14 protein-coding genes are annotated in these 15,269 nt (G+C 48.3%); 1 reads left to right on the forward strand and 13 read right to left on the reverse strand.

Annotated elements, in window-relative coordinates:
• Window positions 1–76 precede the first annotated feature (76 nt).
• Entirely contained in the window at window positions 77–1,699 is a 1,623-nt protein-coding gene (locus HGH91_RS03790) for an MBL fold metallo-hydrolase (RefSeq protein ID WP_168737110.1), read from the reverse strand.
• A 509-nt stretch (window positions 1,700–2,208) separates the two neighbouring features.
• Between HGH91_RS03790 and HGH91_RS03795 the strand changes: the two genes are divergently transcribed.
• Window positions 2,209–2,871 (forward strand): DNA-binding response regulator, encoded by a 663-nt coding sequence (locus HGH91_RS03795; RefSeq protein WP_168737111.1) that lies wholly within the window; start codon window positions 2,209–2,211, stop codon window positions 2,869–2,871.
• Between the two features lie 6 nt (window positions 2,872–2,877).
• Here HGH91_RS03795 and HGH91_RS03800 read toward each other — a convergent pair whose 3' ends face one another.
• The 12 genes from HGH91_RS03800 to HGH91_RS03855 are packed head-to-tail and all read right to left on the reverse strand — an operon-like array spanning window position 2,878 to window position 15,265.
• Entirely contained in the window at window positions 2,878–4,890 is a 2,013-nt protein-coding gene (locus HGH91_RS03800) for a non-ribosomal peptide synthetase (protein WP_168737112.1), read from the reverse strand.
• A 12-nt stretch (window positions 4,891–4,902) separates the two neighbouring features.
• Entirely contained in the window at window positions 4,903–5,571 is a 669-nt protein-coding gene (locus tag HGH91_RS03805) for a 4'-phosphopantetheinyl transferase family protein (RefSeq protein WP_168737113.1), read from the reverse strand.
• 3 nt (window positions 5,572–5,574) lie between these two features.
• Window positions 5,575–7,503 carry a cyclic peptide export ABC transporter gene (locus HGH91_RS03810; protein WP_168737114.1) on the reverse strand — a complete coding sequence of 643 codons (1,929 nt, stop codon included), beginning with the start codon at window positions 7,501–7,503 and terminating at the stop codon, window positions 5,575–5,577.
• Entirely contained in the window at window positions 7,500–8,639 is a 1,140-nt protein-coding gene (locus tag HGH91_RS03815) for an acyl-CoA dehydrogenase family protein (RefSeq protein ID WP_168737115.1), read from the reverse strand. The genes HGH91_RS03810 and HGH91_RS03815 overlap by 4 nt, the downstream gene beginning before the upstream one ends.
• Window positions 8,629–8,889 (reverse strand): acyl carrier protein, encoded by a 261-nt coding sequence (locus HGH91_RS03820; protein ID WP_168737116.1) that lies wholly within the window; start codon window positions 8,887–8,889, stop codon window positions 8,629–8,631. Before HGH91_RS03820 ends, HGH91_RS03815 begins: the two co-directional genes overlap by 11 nt.
• 11 nt (window positions 8,890–8,900) lie before the next feature.
• On the reverse strand, window positions 8,901–9,935 hold the full coding sequence (locus HGH91_RS03825) for an HAD-IIIC family phosphatase (protein ID WP_168737117.1): 1,035 nt from the start codon (window positions 9,933–9,935) through the stop codon (window positions 8,901–8,903).
• 11 nt (window positions 9,936–9,946) lie between these two features.
• Window positions 9,947–10,801 carry a 3-hydroxyacyl-CoA dehydrogenase family protein gene (locus tag HGH91_RS03830; protein ID WP_168737118.1) on the reverse strand — a complete coding sequence of 285 codons (855 nt, stop codon included), beginning with the start codon at window positions 10,799–10,801 and terminating at the stop codon, window positions 9,947–9,949.
• Between the two features lie 10 nt (window positions 10,802–10,811).
• Entirely contained in the window at window positions 10,812–11,636 is an 825-nt protein-coding gene (locus HGH91_RS03835; protein ID WP_168737119.1) for a phytanoyl-CoA dioxygenase family protein, read from the reverse strand.
• Window positions 11,637–11,666: 30 nt separating this feature from the next.
• A complete protein-coding gene (locus HGH91_RS03840) occupies window positions 11,667–12,716 on the reverse strand; it encodes a serine hydrolase domain-containing protein (RefSeq protein WP_168737120.1) in 1,050 nt (349 codons plus the stop codon).
• Window positions 12,717–12,750: 34 nt separating this feature from the next.
• Window positions 12,751–13,725, reverse strand: a complete 975-nt coding sequence (locus tag HGH91_RS03845) for a TauD/TfdA family dioxygenase (protein WP_168737121.1) — start codon at window positions 13,723–13,725, stop codon at window positions 12,751–12,753.
• Between the two features lie 30 nt (window positions 13,726–13,755).
• Window positions 13,756–14,469, reverse strand: coding sequence for a thioesterase II family protein (locus HGH91_RS03850; protein ID WP_168737122.1), 714 nt, complete (start codon window positions 14,467–14,469; stop codon window positions 13,756–13,758).
• A 1-nt stretch (window position 14,470) separates the two neighbouring features.
• Window positions 14,471–15,265, reverse strand: coding sequence for an aspartate/glutamate racemase family protein (locus tag HGH91_RS03855; RefSeq protein WP_168737123.1), 795 nt, complete (start codon window positions 15,263–15,265; stop codon window positions 14,471–14,473).
• Window positions 15,266–15,269 lie beyond the last annotated feature (4 nt).

A 15,269-nucleotide genomic window follows, 5' to 3' on the forward strand; every position in this document is an offset into this window, starting at 1 on the left:
TTTTTTATGACACTATCGTCAACGGCTATACGGATACGCTGCCCCGGTAAGGGGACAGCGCATCATGGTTGGTTGTTTATGCTACAGTAACGTATGTTTCTTTTCTCTGGTAGAGCATTTCTTTTTCGCCATACAGGCGTTCGGAGATAATGCCTTTTTCCCGGCTCCATGCAATGAGTTGATCCGACTGTATAATGGGATTGGAGGCAGCGGTATACTTGATACTACTGATAAACTCCAGCCACGGCTCCATTCCCATGGCATATACGTACACTTCCCGGGGGTGAAAGATATTGACCAATGCCATTCCTTTTTCGCAATCGGATCCTGCCAGGCGGCGGCTATGATCAAATTCCCGGCTTATTTTCTTCGTCATCAGCGGGCCATAGAGCCAGGTAAGCGGCGCGCCATCGCATTCCATCCCAAGAAACATGACATCTACATCGCCGATAGCGCGTTGAATATGCTGGTAGAGGGCCGACTCAATAATCCTGGAATCGGCCAGGAACAAGAGTTTGAAAGCGCCTATTTTAACCAGGTAGCAGGACTTGGTGAGAATATTCAGGTCGCTATGCTCACCTGTGAATGGCAGGCCGGTAATCGTTGCATCGGCGAAGGGAATTGTTTCCATTTCGTCGATTGCCATTACCTGCCGGAAGCCGGCATGCTGGAACATGAGCCGCAGGTCTGGATCTTCGAGGCTACCGCTATTAGTACGGGGCACAATCAGGTGTTTTATTTTATGCCGCAACGGTAAGAGCGTTTCAAATAAAATATGATCCTGGTGATTATGGGTAATCAGCACATAGTCGATAACATCGGGCAGATCTACATCAGAAAAATGTTCCACATCCGAATGATAGCCATAGTAGCTGATGAGCGGGTCTACCAGGATGCTAACATCTTTCGTTTCCACCAATATACAGGCATGACCGAAGTAGCGCATCCGGATTTTGTCGCCGGTATAACGCTGGTAAGGCGGCGGGGCTTCCGTTGTAAAGAAGGTATTGAACAGGGTTTCCTGTTGTGCTGTTATGCTCAGCAAGGCTTTGATCTCAGCGGGATCGCGGGGCTCCCGCTTCATCCTTGCCAATGCATCGATCCCGGGATGATCGAATGAAAGCGGCAATTGCAGCACATGATCCTCCTCCAGCCGGGGAGTGCTGAGGCAAAACGGGCGGTGATCGTTGTCGGTAATCCACAGCGCGATGCTCTGCCCTTTGCGGTTATAGTATTCGCTGGTATACAGTAATGATTCAAAAAAACGGAAGTCGGCATTATTATTACGATCGTAAAAAAGTTCCACATATCCTTTGAGCAGGTCGGGCACTTGCTGATATAATGGCTCCAGTCCGGCGCCTATGGCGGTTGTAGCCAGGAGGGTATCCAGTTCTTTTACGGCGGCGGCAAAGCGGATCATATGGTCCTGTTCCGCGCAGGTATGTTCATACAAACGCCTGACTTCTTCCAGGCGGTTGACTGTTACATCCATGAAAGGGCCTCCTTTCATTTTGGGATTGCGTACTGCTTCCGCATGAATGACCGGCGCTTTCAGGTAAGATTCCATAATTGTCAGATGCCGGCCGGCGATATTCATTGCCGCCGTGGCCGGAGATAACAGGTGGCTCCAGGCATACCATCTATCTACCAATGGTTCTATAACCACATTGGGCTTGAGGTATAATTTTTTCCCAGTCATACTTCAGATGTTTTTATATAGAAGGATATTTTATTTTCGGTGGGAGGTAAAATTTCTCCGCTAACGGCATCGAATATGTGTTTGATTTTTTATTCAACTATCCTTATATTGCATTATACAATAGCTTAATGCTACCGTATGCGAACCAGAAATTATTTTTTCCCTTAAAAAATCATCGTTATGGTTATCCCATAAAAGACTATCCGTGACTTGTTTGCTGTCTATAATTCTAAATCGGAGAGATACTACCCTATAATTCAGTTATGTGCGTTAACAACTGTCATCCAGGAGATTCAAGCATCACGTGATCCCTGTCTATGCCAGGCCAATATGATAGGCGAAATTCACTGCCCTTACAGCATTAAACGATAGTAGTCAGATGTTATGATGTTTTCAATAATAGTGTGATACCCTTTTTACATCTGCCGGATTAACCACCCGGCGGGCATTTGTTAATTAATATGATAGCTGAACGCCCAATCCAATCCATTGACGTAAATGATAACGCCATGCAAACAGCTCCAGGTGACATCCTTTTATGCATTGTAGATGAACACAAAATTATCCGGAACGCTCTTGCCAGCTTATTTTCGAAGCATCATCACATACGGGAACTGATAGAAGTGGAAACCGAGCACGAGCTGATGGAGCAGCTATATAAGGGCAAACAAATGAATGTAATTCTGTTTCACTGGTCGAAACCCGATAAAGAAAAGAAAGCCTGTTTACGCACTATACACCAGCAATATCCTTTTATTCGTGTATTGACGATGTCGCAACATTTTACCCCGGAAGTTATCAATTCCCTGCTCGACCTGGGCGTATGTGGTTTCTTCACCAAAAATACCGACAGCACCGAATTGCTCGAGGCGATCAGCCAGGTAGCTGTTCGTGGATTGTACCACAACAAACTCGTTGCGGATGCCCTTTACTGGCGTGCGGCCCAAATAGCCCATCATGGCCCGGAAACGGGTAAAACCCCTCCCCTTACTCCCAACCAGGAAAAAGTGCTTCATTTACTGTGGCAGGAAAAAAGCACCCAGGAAATCGCGGCGGAGATATTTGTCAGTATCAGCGCGGTAGAAAAGATAAAGCAACAACTGAAAGAGATGACAGGCGCCAAAAATACGATCGGCCTGATTAAGTACGCCCTAAAAAACAGTATTATCTGATCATTCCTATTGCCGTTTTATTTTCATTCTTTGCCTGGCTTCTTCCAGGATCGCTTTCCTGTCCATTTTTTTGTCGTCTGCTGCCCCTGCCTGGCCCTCGCGGATATAGCGGCCCAACGCTTTCACATTGGGATAACGATAAAATACTGTTTCATCCAGCACGATATTGCAATCCATTTCCAACATGCCCCTGATTGTTTTTATTGTGAGCGATGTACAGCCCAGGTCAAAGAAATTATCTTTTATATTCAGCGTTCCTTCCAGCTGCAACGCTTTTGCGCATACTTTGGCAAGTGTTTGTTCTATTGCTGTAACCGGCACTCCTTCACCGGCGGGTTCCAGATCACTGAGGGCTTCGGCCAGTTTGGTCAGCGCTTCCTGGTGCAGGCCGGCCAGGTAGTCTTCCCGGAGCTTGAACCGCTGTACCTTACCGCTGGTCGTTTTCGGAATTTGTTTTACCGGTATCACCCGGCTCACCTTCACCCCTGTCCTGGTACTGACATGGCGTCTCAGTGAGTTCATCAGTGCGATAAAAGGCTGCATTTTCCCTTCGTAGGCCACGAAGAAAAAAACTTCATCTGTATGTAATACATTGTTGTGAATGCCACAGGCCACTGCTGCGCGGTCTTTCGTCCACTCCAGTTCCGCCGCCACCATATCAAGGTCGTTGGGATAGAAATTCTGCCCTTGTATAATAATCATTTCCTTATGGCGTCCGGTGATAGTCAGTCTCCCGTCCTGCATAAAGCCCAGGTCACCGGTATTGAGCCAGCCGTCATCCTGCGTTATCTGCCGGCGACTTTCCGGCAGGTTATAATATCCGCCGGTTACTGCCACGCCTTTTATTTTTATCAATCCGATGGTGTTATCGGGAAGTACAGCGCCTTCCGTGTTCATGATGCATACCGCCGTTGCAGTAGCGCAGGCGCCCAGATCTACGAATGATACAGACTGTGTGTCATCGTCGGTTGCATATACTACGTTGTCGCCTATATTAAGATGATCTCTCAGCAGCCGGTGCATTTGTATAGGCCCTTGTGAAGCCTGCGCAGCTACCCCCAGGGTGGCTTCTGCCAGTCCATAGGCCGGCCGTATTACATGAGGAGGCAATCCTGCCGGCGCGAGCGCTGCCTGAAAGCGCTGACAAACTTCTATCGAAATGGGTTCTGCGCTATTCAGCAATATCCGCACACTTTGCAGTGCATCCGGGGACAGCACCGCTGGCAGCTCCGTTTCCGATACATACTTATAGCCGAAGTTAGGGGAACCACTAACAGTTACCCGGTGCCTGGCCATACTCTCCACCCAGAGCGCAGGATAGGTCAGGAAGAGTATCGGCGGAATCAGGTAGTGCGACGCATGCAGGTAAAGCGGCAGCATATGGAAAAAGAGCATTCCCATGTCGTGGGTCAGCGGCATCCATCCCATAAAGCGGTCTTCCTTCCTGAGCCCGAAGCAACGGGCCATATCCACCAGGTTTTGCAGGATACCTTCATGGGTATTCATGACGCCCTTTGGAACACCGGTAGAACCGGAAGAGAACTGTAAGAACGCAATTTGTTCCGGCAGCACAGACACCGGCGCGGCTGTTGGTCCTGAAATGTCCGTTGGCTTCAACACCAATATCCGCTCTTTTACCGGGTGACTGGCCACCACTTGCTCCATGCGGGAGGCGTAATCCGGAAAGTCGGTGGCCAGGTAAGGATGTGAGAGTGATCTCCAGATGTTGGCAATCTTCATGACCACCGTTTCCCCGACACCAAAGGTAACGGGCACCGGGATGATGCCACCTATTACACAAGCCCAGAAGATCTTTATAAAGTAAATATCTGACTGAAACTGCAAAATCAACTCATTACCAGGTTGCAGGCCGGCCTGTTGCAAACGCGATAAGAGGCAGCGGGCATCCTGGTACAATTGGCGGTAGGAAAGCTGTTCCTCTTCTCCTTTGCCGGTTATCAGGGTAAGCTGCCGGTCTGTTGCGGCGGCAGCCATCAGCATGTCAATAAGATTTTTCACGAATAATGTAGCTTAAGCGGTTAATACATCGAAAAATATCTCCTGTACCTGTATTTCATTTTCAAGGACCGGGCAAGCGGTGGCCAGGTGGCAAACAACCTCGTTGCCCAGGTTCAATTCCGACAGGTACCATTTTTCCTCTTCTATGATAACACTGTTGGTATGGACGGCAATCGCATTCATCGGTAAATGCAATCCTTTACCGTTGGCCTTCAGGAGGGCCTCTTTACGGGTCCAGTGATAAAAAAAAGACCGGTATATATCGGGAGCAGCCTGTATTGCCTGCCATTCCGTTTCCTGCATCTGGGGCGCCAGGTACGATAGCTCCACCGGTTGTATCACTTCTACGTCTACGCCTATACGCCCATGGGTGCTCACGGCGCATACGACTACGTTGCCGGAATGAGAGATGTTAAAATCGACCGGAACATTTTCTAAGAAAGGCTTCCGGAAACGGCTATACGTTAACTGCTCCAGTATATCCGTTGCCGTAGGGTGTATTTTCATCAGCTCCCGGCGCAACAGGATCTTCCCCAGCATGCCTGCCTGGGCATCCTGCCAGCGATGGAACTGTTCTATTTTTTCCTGCTCGTAAACAGGCAACAACGACATTCCATTGTCGAAAAGGTGCGCCGGCATTGGGGCCTGGCGGTCGAAATACAGATAGCTAACAGATAGCATGTGTTACATTACTTTATCATTCAGGCATACCAGCTGTCCCATCTCCATTTTGAAGATACTGTCTGCCACATTAAAATAACGGTCATCATGTGTAATCACGATCACGATTTTCTGTTGCTGCTTCATTCTTGGCAGCAGTTCGAGGTAAAAGAACTCCTTGAATTCAGGGTCCTGGTCGGCGGCACATTCATCAAACAGGAAGATGGGCCGGTTTTCCAGCCAACATTGCAGGAGCGCCAGGCGCTTGGTTTGACCACGGGATAAATTGAGGGTGCTGAAAGTATTATTATCTACCGTTACTTTTCCATTGAGCCGGAAGAGACTAATCAGTGCTTCCGTATTTTTTTTGCTGACACCTGTTTCGGTATATACTTTCCTGAATAAATAAAAGTCACTGAATATTACGGAAAAATATTCTCCCAGCTCCCGGCCCGGTACCAGCTTACCATTGATTTTCACTTTCCCCCTGCCTGGTACATATAAGCCGGCCAGCAGCTTGGCCAGCGTTGTCTTTCCGCTACCATTGCCGCCTACCACGAACGTAATTTCTCCTTTCCGGGCTTCAAAATTAAGTGGCCCTACAAAGTATTTTTCGTCCGGCGCCTGTTCGCTACTGTATTCAAACAACACTTCTTCCGCAGTAATGCTATCCACCTCCCGGTTGCTGTATTTTTCGATGACAAAGCTATCCTGTTCTATCAGCTGCCGTATAGCCTCTTCGCTGTTGATGCTATTGGCGCCCATGAATTGTTGTATTCTTTTCCAGGCAACCTTGATGCCTACTACTTCCGGTACTGACTTTACAATCATATTCAGTGGCCCCCATAAGAAAAGGGCCCCCATGATGTAAGCTGTTACCACCTTCATATCGAGGTGGAAGATAGCGGGCAGCAGGAAGCAAGAGATACCGATACTGAGAATAAAAGCCATATCTGACACCATGGTGCGGTTGATATATTTTTTATATGCCTGGTGGATCACCTCATTATAGTTAGTACAGCTGGTATCCAGTTCCTGCCGGTAATCCCGCCTTTTGACCTGGTGCATGATCAGCTCGCGAAATCCGTTGGAGAGGCCGAGTAGCTGGTCCATATACACCTCCCTGAGTTCAGATGCCCGGTGAAAATGCTTCGCTGTTTTAATGCCCATGCTGTAGTGGATGGAAAGAATAACCGCCAACACCACAAAGAGCAGTAATACCGCCCAGGGATTGATGGTAAGAAGGTAGATGAGCACCAGTATGACGGTGATCCCCGCGGTATACAGGTTTACTGCATTGTTGCAAAAAACAGTGATCCGTTCAATATCTTCGTTCAATACGGCGAACAGGCTACCCTTTCGTATTTTTTCAAAATCGCGGAAAGAGGTATTGAATACTTTGCTGATGATGAGTTTATTGAGATCGAGGATAACGGTTTTGGAGATATCCAGCACCTGCTCCTTAATGATTTTGTTGGTAGTAACGTACAGGTACACACACAGGACAAAATAAAATACGAGATAATAAAGTTTATCTCCATTGCTATTGAGGTACGTAGTAATAATGAAGATAATGCCGGCATTGGCCATGCTGGGCAGCAGGCTGATAAAAACCAGTTTGGCGCCGGGGTTATAGTATTTATTGCGATGAGGGAAAAAGTGTCCAGTAAAAAATACCAGGTAACTGAATATCAATGAGCCGGCTGCCCATAATTCAAGTGGAACAGTCGCTTCCTTAGATGCCGTGGGCGTCATCACCTGTGGTAGCAGGTAAATGCCCGCCAGCAAGGGCAATAGGAAAAGCAGCCCTGCCAGGAAGGTACCGGGCCAGCGAAAGTTTTTGAAGCTGCGTTGTTGCCGGATCACTCCTGTCACAATAAACCCCAGGTAGGCCACGGCTGCCGTGGTCAGGAAAATGGTGATGCCTGTCAAAATCAATGATGCTTTATTCATGTGGATGGTATGTAGTATTTTTTCAATGCAAATCCGGCAATAATTCCTTCCATTACCTGTGAGGTGCCTTCAATGATTTCGAGGATTTTGGCTTCCCTGAAGAGTCTTTCTACAGGATACACATTGTAGCAGCCATTGCCGCCAAATAACTGCACGGCGTCGGTAGCGATTTCCATGGCAGTTTTGGAGGTGTAATATTTAGCGATAATAGTTTCCATCGTAGCATCCGGATCCCGTTGCTGACGTGCCTCGCCTGCTTTCCGGCAAAGGTTGCTGCCGGCATGTACCTTTACGGTAGCCGTAGCAATCAACTGCTGGATAGCGCCCAGCTGACCAAGTTTCTGGCCAAACTGGGACCGGGTTCTGGCATAGCTGACCATATTATCCAATGCTTCCTGTGCGATGGCTTGTCCTGCCCAGGCAATGCTATAGCGGCCATAATCCATGGCTGCGTTGACGATATGTGTAAACCCATTTCCTTCTTTGCCCAAAATATGGGCAGGTGTAACCCGTGTATCCGTAAACGTTATTTCCGCCACGTGGCCGGCCCTGTTGCCCAACAGTCCGGTCATAGGCGTGGTGGTTACCGTGTGATCCCGTTCTGTAATGAAGGCGGTGATACGGCCGTTGTTGGTAGCCAGTACGATAAAGAAATCGGCGATGCCGCCCAATGATATCCATTTCTTCTGTCCCCGGATCAGGTAATCGCTGCCTGATTTGCGGTAGCTGGTTTGAATACCTGCGGCATCGCTGCCATGCTCTGGTTCCGTGAGTGCAAAGGCGCCTATTTTCTCGCCGGAGGCGATCAGGGGCAGCCAATGGGCCTTCTGTTCTTCTGTGCCAAAACGTAAAATGGTTTCGCCTACCAGCGAAGTATGTACGGTGAGCACCGACCTGGTAGCACAACAGGCTTTTCCTATCAGCGCTGTCAGCTTTCCATAGGCCAGGCAGTCCAGGCCCAGGCCGCCGTATGCCGGCGGCAACACGGCTCCCAGCAGTCCGATCTCCCCCATGCGTGTAATGAGGCGCCGGGGAATGCCGGGTATTTCTTCGAAGTGGGTAGCAAAAGGCCGGATCTCTTCTGCTGCAAAGCGGGCTACCGCTGCTTCGAGCGTAAGGGTAGCGTTACCTGGCATGGAGCAGTAGTAGTTTACGGGTGACCAGTTGCTCCATGTTACTAACAGAGCTGAAGTTGGCGATATCTATTTCGCTGTTCTCAATGGTGATATTAAATTCCTGCTCGGCAAAGTTGAGCAGCTGCATGGCAAACAGGGAGTTGACAAAGCCCTTTTCGAAGATATTATCTGTATCTGCGAGTACAATATCATCTTCCCATACTGACATATTCTTTACGATAAAGGCCCTGATTTTATCTTTTACTTCCATGGTGCAAGCGTTTAGTATTGAGTAAGAATTTTAATGTAGGTTGGGTTTTGCCGGATATTTTCGAGGGAATGCGACAGCAGGGAGCAGTCGCCCCGCTGTTGCCCGGTTTCTGTAAATCCGCCCATTTTAAAGGCCATATACATCATCCGGTTGCGCCCTGTATCGCGGAATCCGGCGGTCATAGTTTTACCACGGGAACGGGCCTGTTCCAATATATAATTCAGCATTACCGTGCCGATTCCCCTGGACATTACCCGGCAGGAATACAGCATCATTTCCAGGTGCCAGTTGTGCGCGGAGATATGCAGCAGCACCAGGCCTATTTTGCCGTAGGAGCCGAACTTGTCTTTGAATTCGCATACCCACAGCAGGTGATCGGGAGAAGTCAGTATCTGTTCCAATTCCGCGTAGCTGTACGTTTTCCCGGTGGCGTTGAGCTGGTTTGTACGCAGCGTTAATTCTTCTGCACGGGCCAGGTCATGCACCGTGGCGGACGTGATATACAGTTCCATATTCAGCCCGGCGAGGAATGAATCCGACGGGCCCTGGAAATTTTCTTCTTCCTCTTTCCGCTGTATTTCTTCCTGGTACATTTTCCGCCGCCGGCGGGCATCTTCCGTGACCTGCGGTGGGTTAAAGCAGTCGTAGTGCGCCAGCTGCCCATATTCGGCCGCGTCGAGGCAATATACCTCCGGGAACACGCTGTTCACCTCTTCGCGCTCAAAGGGCTGATCATCTATAAAAGCAATGGCATCGATGCCGATATTAAGTTGCTTGCGGATATTGTTGATAGAAGCGGATTTGGCATTCCAGTGTATTTCCGGGTACAGGAAATACTGGTCAATACCAAAATGTTTTAACCGGGTCATGGCATCCTCATAGCTGTTCTTACTGGCAATAGAATGTACGATGCCTTTTTCATCCAGCTCGCGGATCACCTCCACTACCCTGTCTTTCAGGGTTACTTCTTCCGATTCGAGCAGTGTGCCGTTCCAGAGCGTATTATCAAGATCCCATACCAGGCATTTGATCGTTTTTCCTTTCATAACAGGTTGTATTAATCATAGACAAAAAAGCCTTTTCCACTTTTACGCCCCAGCAGTCCTCCCTGTACCATTTTATGAAGCAGCGGACAGCAGCGGAATTTAGGGTCCTGGAAGCTATCATACAGGATATTCAGCGAGTTGACTACCGTATCGAGGCCAATCAGGTCGGCCGTTTCCAGGGGCCCCATCGCATGGCCGTATCCTTTTCTGAAGATGAGATCCACATCTTTCGGGCTTGCCACTTTCTCCTGTACCAGGAAAGCTGCTTCGTTCATCAGCAAGTGTGATAACCGGTTGGCAACAAAGCCGGGGGCATCTTCCACTACTACGGCCCTTTTATGTATGGATTGCAGGAAGGACAGCGTCCATTGTATATTTTCGTCTGTCGTATGTAATCCGCGCACTACTTCTACCAGTTCCTTGCTGTATACCGGGTTCATAAAATGCCAGCCCGCTACCCTGCCCGGATCAGGTAGCAGCGCGGCAATGCCGGTAATGGCAATACAGCTGGTATTCACCGCGTATCGTGTATGCGCCGGGCAGATAGCAGCCAGGCGCTGATAGAGTTGTTTTTTCAGTTCCCAATGTTCCGGGATATTTTCGATCACCAGGTCTACCTCTTCTAATAAGCGCTCTTCCAGGGTGCAGGTAATCCGGTCGGCATAATGATCATCTATGGGAGTAAGTGCTGATTTACTCAGCATTTTCAGCATTCTTGCATCTGACTTTATTCGCCGGGTAGCAGCTTCCAATACAACAGTGCTGATATCTTTCAGTACAACGGTATAGCCATGCATAGCCAATGTGAGCGCCACCTGGCTGCCCATCGTACCTGCTCCTATTACAGCAATTTTATTTACCATCATGGAGATTTATTTATAAGGTATTGCCTATGCGGAGGAAGTTGTCGGGTACCGGCGACAAGGGGGTAAAGTCGCGATTGCTCAGGAAAGTAGGACGTTCCTTTTCCACGGTCGTCAATGTATTTTCAATACTGTTGTAGGTAATAATCAGTACCCGCCTATCGAGCGGTGACAGGTTGCAGTTGGATGCATGAAATATATTACCGTGAAACACCAGTGCTGTACCGGGTTTGCCGGTAGCGGCGAAAATACCGCGTTGCCGGAACCATTGGCTTAATACTTTCCGTTCAATGGTGTATTCCAGGTTGGCGCTCAGCGACGAGGTATAGGCCGGAGCGCCATCGATGCCTACTGTTGTTTTCTTCTCAAAATCTACCATCCCTAATTCATGTGTACCCGGTATCACGTAAAGGGGGCCGTTGAAATCTGTGACTTCATCCAGGAAGATCATGACAGAAAGTACCCGGGGTACAGGCATGCCATCATACAGGTGCCAGTAAGGAAAATCCTGGTGCCACTCCCACCATTCCCCATCAAATGCCTGTTTGATATTGATCTTTGTTTGATGGATATATACATCGCTGCTAAGCAGGGATCGGGCAATATTGATCAGGCGCTCCACGCGGAACAGTTCTTCAAACACCACATTGATTTCATGCAGCCCGTATACGGAGCGTACCTGGCCGTTCTTTTCCTTTACCACGTGGGGTGTTTCGCTGGCCATCAGCATGGGTAGCTGATGGAGTATAAAGGATACTTCTTCTTCAGAAAAAAGTGATTCCAGCATCAGGTATCCATCTTCCCGGAATGCTGTTTCCATTGATTTTGTCATTTTCATACAAAAGGGGTTTAATGGCGTGGATAATAGTCAGGCAGCCTTTCCTACAATCAGTTTTTTCCGGAGCTGTTTCATGATCTTTAGTCCTCCCTTGCAGTTGGTGAAATATACCATCCCGGTTTTGCCGCCTTTCAGTATCTCCATATAACATTCGAAATAGGGATCTGCCCCAAAGTGGTTGATGACCGTACCTTCCGGCGTATCTTTAATGCCAAATCCGAGCCCCCAGGTGTCTGCATGAATGGCGCGGTCTGTTACTTTCACCTGTGGCTTTTCCATTTCGTCGAGTGTTTTTTCTGATACTCCATTATGTTGTATCACGGCCTGCAGGAAATGGATATAGTCAACTGCGGTGGTATGCAATCCTGATGCTACCGAGGTTTCCTTGGGTTTCCATTTTTTATGCGGTACTTCAGAGCGGTCATGCCCGGTTACCGCCATGGAGTCCATCACACTGTTCCACTTATAATAGCTATGTGTCATGCCCAGTGGCACAAACACTGTTTGGCGTATATAATCTTCCGAATCCTCTCCTGTTATCTTTTTTACCACATGGCTCAGGTATTCGTAACCTTCGCCGGAGTAAGAGAACCGTTCTCCTGGTGTGAACTTGATATTGAGTTTACCGTCTTTATTATTCTCCCGCCAGTTGGGAAACCCCGAAGTATGCGACAATACCATGCGGGCGGTAATGAGTTTATAACGATCGTCGTATTTAATATCATCGTATTCCAGGTATTTATAAAGGGGGGTATCCAATGCAATTTTTCCCTGGTCTACCAATTTGGCAAACGCGAAGGCGAATATAGGTTTGGAAAGAGAGGCGGCTTCAAAGATCGCATTGGTATCAATCGTCTTTCCCTGGGTGGTATTGCCAACGCCAAAGGCACGGTTATAGACTACTTGTCCGTTATTGATAATGGCAATTGACAGGCCGGGGATCTTATAGTGTTTCATTTTTTCCTGGATGAAGTCATCCACTTCAACCGGGGAAATGGATTGCCCTTTGAGGGTGATGATCTGTGCCCTTGCGGAGGTTTGCAGCAGGAGCAGGAAACTGAGTAAGAAAAGATTTTTCATAATAATTATCTTGTTAAGGAGATGAATACATAGATTACTGCATCATAGATACCAGCACTTCACGTTTGCCGGTAAAGGGTTTCCTGCCATGGCTTACCAGTACATTATCCAGGAGAATAAGGTCGCCTTTATCCCAGGGTCTTACGATGGATACACGATCCATGACATCAAGTATATGGGCTACCGTGGTAGCTGATACGGGACTGCCATCGCCAAAGGTGATATAGGTGGGTAATTCCTCTTCCCGTTCGTACATCTGCATTAAAACATCGTATACATCACGGCCCATGTGGGAAGGGTGAAACTGGTCGATCTGGTTAAACCAGACCATTTCGCGGGTAACCGGATGCGGGATGATCCCTTTGCTAAACTGCATCAGCTTAATACCGCCATCTTCTTTCCATTCATAGGTCATGTTCCTTTCCCGGCAATATGCCATTACCTGTTCCCGGTCGTTCATTTCAAACGTATCCTGCCAGGACGGGCCAAAACCAGCGCCACCGTGAAGATTGCGGATATATAGTAATCCCTTGTCCCGGATAGCTGATACCAGCGACGCATTCATCTGTTTCAACACTTCCCTGCCGTCGGCAATAGGTGTTTCACCACCGGTAGCTGCGGGCGTAATGCAGCAAAAGCAGATCCTGGATGGCCAGCGGGCGGAATAAGACAGTTCATTGTGCATGGTAATGCTTTTGCCCGCATCATACTCCGTGGACGTATATACGAAATCAGACAGTTTGGTGCGGGGAGAGTTTCCATCTGCATAGTCGAGGAAGCGCTCGCCCATAGCCGACATAACGGTTTGAAAGTCTTCACGGGTGTTGATATCCACCCCACTGAAAAGGATGGCCCCATTACATTGCAGCTTAGTGGCAATAAACTCGCGGTTACGGTGATAAAAGTGTATGAGCTCATCGATGCCCGTATGTTGGGGAAAACGGATCCTCATCGGAAACAAGGTATCCTCCGAGATATCCGGGCTAAAGGGTAATTTGGTAATTTCCATAACAATGATTTAGCAGAGCCGCGCCAGGTATCAGCAGCTCATTTGGGTTTGCATGATGGTGTCAGATATAATATCTATGATTTCGCGGGTGTAGTCTTTGATAAAAAAATGTCCGCCTTTGAAGTAGTGTACTTTAAAAACGCCTTTGGTGTAATATCTCCACTGTTCTACATCGGCGGGTTTCAGTATTTCTTCTTCGCCATAAAAAACGGTAATATTACAGCTCAGCCGCGCCAGCTCTTTCACTTCAAATGTTTCTGCGAGTCGCATGTCATTGCGGATAACAGGGATGAAAAGACAAGCCAGTTCCGGTGAGCGGAAAAAGTCTTCTGAGATGCCCCCCATTTCAATCATATTTTTCTGAAACTCTTCGTCGGGCATGCTGAATATCTTCAGTTCCGGCCGTGGTAAATGCAGGGGGCCTTTCCCGGAAATAAATATCTGTACGGGCATAGGCATGTTTTGTTCACTGATCCGTTTTGTCAGCTCGTATACAATGATACCGCCCATGCTATGTCCGAAGAGCGCATAGGGGCCTGATTCAAATGCGGGCCGCAGTTTAATCATGATCTCATCCACTATTTCTGCGATGGAGCTGTACAGCGATTCCGTGATACGGCTGCCGCGACCAGCCAATTCAAAGCAATGCAATTCGAGGTAGTCTGGCAGCAACATTCTCCAGGGATTATAAAATGAGGCAGCGCCGCCGGCGAATGGAAAACAAAACAGTTTAATCTTTTGCATATTATACAGTCAGTTGGTGATAGTTTAGTTGACATAATTTATGCGGCGCCGCTTCCCGGATAAGCGCCCGGGCCATCACTTTCGTAGAGTCTATTACCGGTATATCAAATACGGAACTACGGCTAAGCGCCAACGAAAACTCCGTACATCCCAGCACCAGTGCTTCTGCGCCTTTGTCGCGGTAGTACTGCACGGCCTTTTCCATCATTTCCATTGCCTGTGGCGTAACCGGCGCCGACTGGCACTTGATGCCATATTTCTTGTCATAGATACACTGGTGAATATATTTATGCTGAAAGTCTGCAGGTGGCTTGATATAGTTAAAACCGTGTTGCTGCAATGCGTATTCATACAACCCGGTTTTATAGGTACCGTCGGTGGCCAGTACACCGATACGTTTTGCCTGCCTGAAATGTTCTTCCAGGAAATACATTGTTTCCTCAATCATATGCAGCAATTTCACTTCTGACCTGGCTGCATGGAGAATGCCCTGTATCGTGTGATAAATAATGGGCGCATGGGAGGTATTGCAGGCAATACCTGCCACTGTAACGCCCTGCGCCTCCATTTGCAGGATGATCGAGGCAATAGCACAGGCGGGATTTTCATCAGCATCTCCCAGGATAAAGGCTGTTCTGTCGGGTATCTGATCCGGCATAGACGACAGTAACATGGGTAAATGTTCCTGGTCTGAGCCGGCAAGGGTTTGTCTGAAAATATTTTCCGCCAGCATAATACCGGCATGGGGGCCGCAGCCGCCGATCACGCCTATCACTTCTTTCTTTGCCGTACGCATCTGA

Source organism: Chitinophaga eiseniae (assembly GCF_012641265.1).
Classification (GTDB): domain Bacteria; phylum Bacteroidota; class Bacteroidia; order Chitinophagales; family Chitinophagaceae; genus Chitinophaga; species Chitinophaga eiseniae_A.

Coding starts and splice junctions, on each gene's coding strand:
- HGH91_RS03790 (WP_168737110.1), bottom strand. CDS start 1,699: ATGACTGGGAAAAAATTATACCTCAAGCCCAATGTGGTTATAGAACCA.
- HGH91_RS03795 (WP_168737111.1), top strand. CDS start 2,209: ATGCAAACAGCTCCAGGTGACATCCTTTTATGCATTGTAGATGAACAC.
- HGH91_RS03805 (WP_168737113.1), bottom strand. CDS start 5,571: ATGCTATCTGTTAGCTATCTGTATTTCGACCGCCAGGCCCCAATGCCG.
- HGH91_RS03810 (WP_168737114.1), bottom strand. CDS start 7,503: ATGAATAAAGCATCATTGATTTTGACAGGCATCACCATTTTCCTGACC.
- HGH91_RS03815 (WP_168737115.1), bottom strand. CDS start 8,639: ATGCCAGGTAACGCTACCCTTACGCTCGAAGCAGCGGTAGCCCGCTTT.
- HGH91_RS03820 (WP_168737116.1), bottom strand. CDS start 8,889: ATGGAAGTAAAAGATAAAATCAGGGCCTTTATCGTAAAGAATATGTCA.
- HGH91_RS03825 (WP_168737117.1), bottom strand. CDS start 9,935: ATGAAAGGAAAAACGATCAAATGCCTGGTATGGGATCTTGATAATACG.
- HGH91_RS03830 (WP_168737118.1), bottom strand. CDS start 10,801: ATGATGGTAAATAAAATTGCTGTAATAGGAGCAGGTACGATGGGCAGC.
- HGH91_RS03835 (WP_168737119.1), bottom strand. CDS start 11,636: ATGAAAATGACAAAATCAATGGAAACAGCATTCCGGGAAGATGGATAC.
- HGH91_RS03840 (WP_168737120.1), bottom strand. CDS start 12,716: ATGAAAAATCTTTTCTTACTCAGTTTCCTGCTCCTGCTGCAAACCTCC.
- HGH91_RS03845 (WP_168737121.1), bottom strand. CDS start 13,725: ATGGAAATTACCAAATTACCCTTTAGCCCGGATATCTCGGAGGATACC.
- HGH91_RS03850 (WP_168737122.1), bottom strand. CDS start 14,469: ATGCAAAAGATTAAACTGTTTTGTTTTCCATTCGCCGGCGGCGCTGCC.
- HGH91_RS03855 (WP_168737123.1), bottom strand. CDS start 15,265: ATGCGTACGGCAAAGAAAGAAGTGATAGGCGTGATCGGCGGCTGCGGC.